Annotated in this window: 4 protein-coding genes and 1 pseudogene; 2 read left to right on the forward strand and 3 right to left on the reverse strand. The window is 66.7% G+C overall.

Features of this window, described 5'->3' with window-relative positions:
* Positions 1-251, forward strand: a pseudogene (locus L995_RS03180) (hypothetical protein); the annotation flags it as partial.
* A gap of 59 nt (positions 252-310) precedes the next feature.
* Here L995_RS03180 and L995_RS33670 read toward each other — a convergent pair.
* Together L995_RS33670 and L995_RS03185 are read right to left on the reverse strand one after the other, a co-directional pair.
* Complete coding sequence (locus L995_RS33670) at positions 311-475, reverse strand: hypothetical protein (protein WP_016449910.1); 165 nt, start codon at positions 473-475, stop codon at positions 311-313.
* A gap of 236 nt (positions 476-711) precedes the next feature.
* A complete protein-coding gene (locus L995_RS03185; RefSeq protein WP_047469093.1) occupies positions 712-1740 on the reverse strand; it encodes a porin in 1029 nt (342 codons plus the stop codon).
* A 528-nt stretch (positions 1741-2268) separates the two neighbouring features.
* On the opposite strand from L995_RS03185, the gene L995_RS03190 reads away from it, so the two are divergent.
* Positions 2269-2907, forward strand: a complete 639-nt coding sequence (locus L995_RS03190; RefSeq protein ID WP_016449908.1) for a LuxR C-terminal-related transcriptional regulator — start codon at positions 2269-2271, stop codon at positions 2905-2907.
* A gap of 26 nt (positions 2908-2933) precedes the next feature.
* On the opposite strand, the gene L995_RS03195 is transcribed toward L995_RS03190, so the two are convergent.
* Positions 2934-3177 (reverse strand): response regulator (locus tag L995_RS03195; protein ID WP_047469098.1); only part of this gene is annotated, 244 nt, incomplete at its 5' end.

A 3177-nucleotide genomic window follows, 5' to 3' on the forward strand; every position in this document is an offset into this window, starting at 1 on the left:
CGGCCGGCGCGGCCTTGCGGGCGGGGGCGGCACAGCCGCAGTTGCTGGAGCTGGGTGCCGAGACCGCCTCGGCCCAGGGTTGGCGCCGTGCGGTGATGGCCTGGCTGCAGCTGCAGGCCAGGGCCCATGATCAGGCGGGCGAGGTGGACAAGGCCCAGGCCGTCAGGCGCAGGCTGGCGCTGCTGGAGAAGACGGCCAGCGGTGGGGGCGCATCGGCAGGTACATCAACCGGCGCATCGGCCGGCAAATGAAAACAGCGCCAGTCCGAAAGGGATGGCGCTGAGCAGGCATTTGCAGGCGCTTGCAGGGCCTACATCGACGACAGCAGGGCGCCCGGGTCTTTTTGCAGCAAGGTGTCTGCGGCCGGGGCGGCGCTGTCCAGCCACAAGGTGGCAACGCTGGCTGCGACGGCAAGCAATACCGTGGCGGTGAAGGCAATGAAGGGATGACGTCCGAAGGGGCTGGGTCTGCGCATGGTGCACCTCCTGTCTGGCAGCGCAGGCAGAGCATGGGGCTGGGCCTGGACTCCATTGCACACCGGATTGCGCAGCGTGGCTGTCGGACAATCGCTTTCTCTCTTGACGTTTGTGAAAAAAGCGGTGGGAGAAATTCCCTATCGATCTTCAGAAGGCCGAAAAAAAAGCGAGGCAGGGCCTCGCTGAAAGTTCGGGACGTAAGTCCCCGGCCCGTGCTGGCAGGCCAGGCGTCGCCTTAGAAACGGTGGCGGATACCCGCTATCAGGCTAGTGCCCGACTTCAGGTCCGTGATCCGGTCGTGCATCAGCACGGTGTACACATCGGTGCGCTTGGACAGGTAGTGGTCGTAGCCCAGGCTGGCCGTGGTGCGCGTGGAGTCCACGGCGCCGACTCCGGCCTTGGTGCGGGCCAGGGCTGCCTTGATGGTGCCGGCGCTGCTCACGGGCACGTCCAGGCCCAGCGAGTAGGTGCTGTTCTTGCGGTCCAGGTCCTTGACCTTGGCCTGGCCGTAGGTCGCGTACAGCTTGGCCACTTCGAAGTTGTAGGTGCCGCCCAGCATCCAGTCGGTCTTGGTGGGCATGACGGCCAGGCTCACGGGGTTGCTGATCTGGGCGCGTTCGTAGAAGGCCACCAGGCTCAGCGGGCCGCCGAAGTACATGGCGTTCACGCCGATGTTCTTCTTGCCGGAGTCGCCGCCCTTTTCACCGAACTGGTAGTGGACGTTGGCCTGCAGGCCGCCGAACTTGGGCGTGCTGTAGACGATCTGGTTGCTCCAGCCGGTGTCCGACGGCGTGGTCAGGTTGGCCGAGCCCCAGGCTGCCGTGCCCACGTTGGCGTGCAGCACCAGCGGGGAGATGGTGAAGGAGTCGCCGAAGGGGTTGGTCAGGATGGTGGGCAGGAAGTTGGGCGCCATGCCGCGGCCCAGGCGCACCGTGCCGAAGCCGCCGGACAGGCCGACGTTGGCATCGCGCGAGAAGTACGGGTCGCCGTCGAAGCGGCCGGGGCTGCCGGTGTCCACGCGCATGAAGGCCGTCAGCTGGAAATCGACCTTCAGGCCGCCGCCCAGGTCTTCCTGGCCCTTCATGCCCCACCAGGAGGTGGTCATGCCGCCCGAACCCACGACGCCCTTGCCGCTGGCGTCGCCAGCCATGCGCATGGAGCCGGCATAGGCGTCCACCAGGCCTGTCAGCTGGACCGAGCTTTGGGCGTGTGCAGCGCCGGCGCAGGCCAGTGCAGCGGCCAGTGCGATGAAGGAACGTTTCATGTTGAGGAGTCTTTCATTGTTGGATAGTGGAAACGGTTGGCCAGTGCTGTGACCGGGGCAGACGATGAGGCAAACGCCCTGGGCGGGCTATGTGGCAAACCTGGGACAGTGGCGTTTTCGCATCAGGGTCCGGCCGGTGTCGGCGTGCCTTTGCGGTGCGCGCGCGAGGCAGTCCAGACTGGCTAAGCCGCGTATTACAACGCATCCCAGCCATTGCACCGGCCAGAAAGTGGTGTCTTTGACACAGTTATGACGAAACTTAATTTGTGTTTTGCACTCTCGCGGCTTGAACGCTGCCGTGCACTGGGTTGGGGCCGGGGCACCAGGCCTGTGCAGCAGGTCCTTGCAAGAGGGCTCAAAGGTCAATTCAGGGCTCCTTGTTCGTCGGTTGGAGGAAGATTTCCGCCTGTTGCCAGGCCTGTGGCTGCAACTGATTGCAAACGGCGTGCCAGCCTGCAACCCGGCCACCGGCCTCCACGGGGGGCCATGAGCCGGGCATGTGTTTGCAGACGTGTCAGACTCGCGCCCATGTCCGAATCCACCCTGCTCGTTGCCGATGACCACCCGCTGTTCCGCGCTGCGGTGATCCATGTGCTGCGCGAGGCCCTGCCGCAGTTCGCCGTGCTGGAGGCCGCAAGCGCTGCGACCCTGGGGGCGGCGCTGCAGCAGCACCCCGAGATCGAACTGGTGCTGCTGGACCTGGCCATGCCGGGCGCGCGCGGCTTCTCCGCGCTGCTGCATGTGCGCGGCGAGTACCCCGACATTCCGGTGGTGGTGATCTCATCCAACGACCATCCGCGCGTGATCCGCCGTGCCCAGCAGTTCGGTGCCGCGGGCTTCATTCCGAAATCGGCGCCGGCCGAGGCCATAGGCACGGCCCTGCAGGAAGTGCTGGACGGCGGCAGCTGGTTCCCGCCCATGGCCGCCGAGCGCTCCGAGGCCGACGCCGCGCTGGCCGCGCGGCTGGCCCAGCTCACGCCCCAGCAGTTCCGCGTGCTGCTGTGCCTGGCCGACGGCCTGCTCAACAAACAGATCGCCCATGAACTGGGGCTGGCCGAGAACACCGTCAAGGTGCATGTGACGGCCATTCTCAAGAAGCTGGAGTGCTACAGCCGCACGCAGGCTGCCGTGCTGGTCAAGAGCCTGGAGAACGACGGCACGGCCTGAACTCCATGCCGCGGCGTGCCGTGTCCCTACCGGTGGCGCAGCAGCATCTGGCTCATGAGCGCACGCAGTGCGGGCGGGCGCACGGGCTTGGCCAGAAAGCCCCAGCCGCGCTCGGCCGCCTGGCGGCGCAGCATGCCGTCGCGCTCGGCCGTGACCAGGATCACGGGCGGCGACTGGCCCCAGCGCTGGCACAGTTGCGCGTAGACATCGGGGCCGTGCAACTGGCCCAGGCGCACATCGAGCAGCACCAGTTGCGGTGCCTCGCCGGGC

Origin of the sequence: Delftia sp. ZNC0008 (assembly GCF_000799035.1) — a bacterium.
GTDB lineage: Bacteria > Pseudomonadota > Gammaproteobacteria > Burkholderiales > Burkholderiaceae_C > Comamonas > Comamonas tsuruhatensis.

What these genes read in the sequence shown, in the direction of transcription:
- L995_RS03190 (WP_016449908.1), top strand. Translation starts at nt 2,269, where the DNA reads ATGTCCGAATCCACCCTGCTCGTTGCCGATGACCACCCGCTGTTCCGC.
- L995_RS33670 (WP_016449910.1), bottom strand. Translation starts at nt 475, where the DNA reads ATGCGCAGACCCAGCCCCTTCGGACGTCATCCCTTCATTGCCTTCACC.
- L995_RS03185 (WP_047469093.1), bottom strand. Translation starts at nt 1,740, where the DNA reads ATGAAACGTTCCTTCATCGCACTGGCCGCTGCACTGGCCTGCGCCGGC.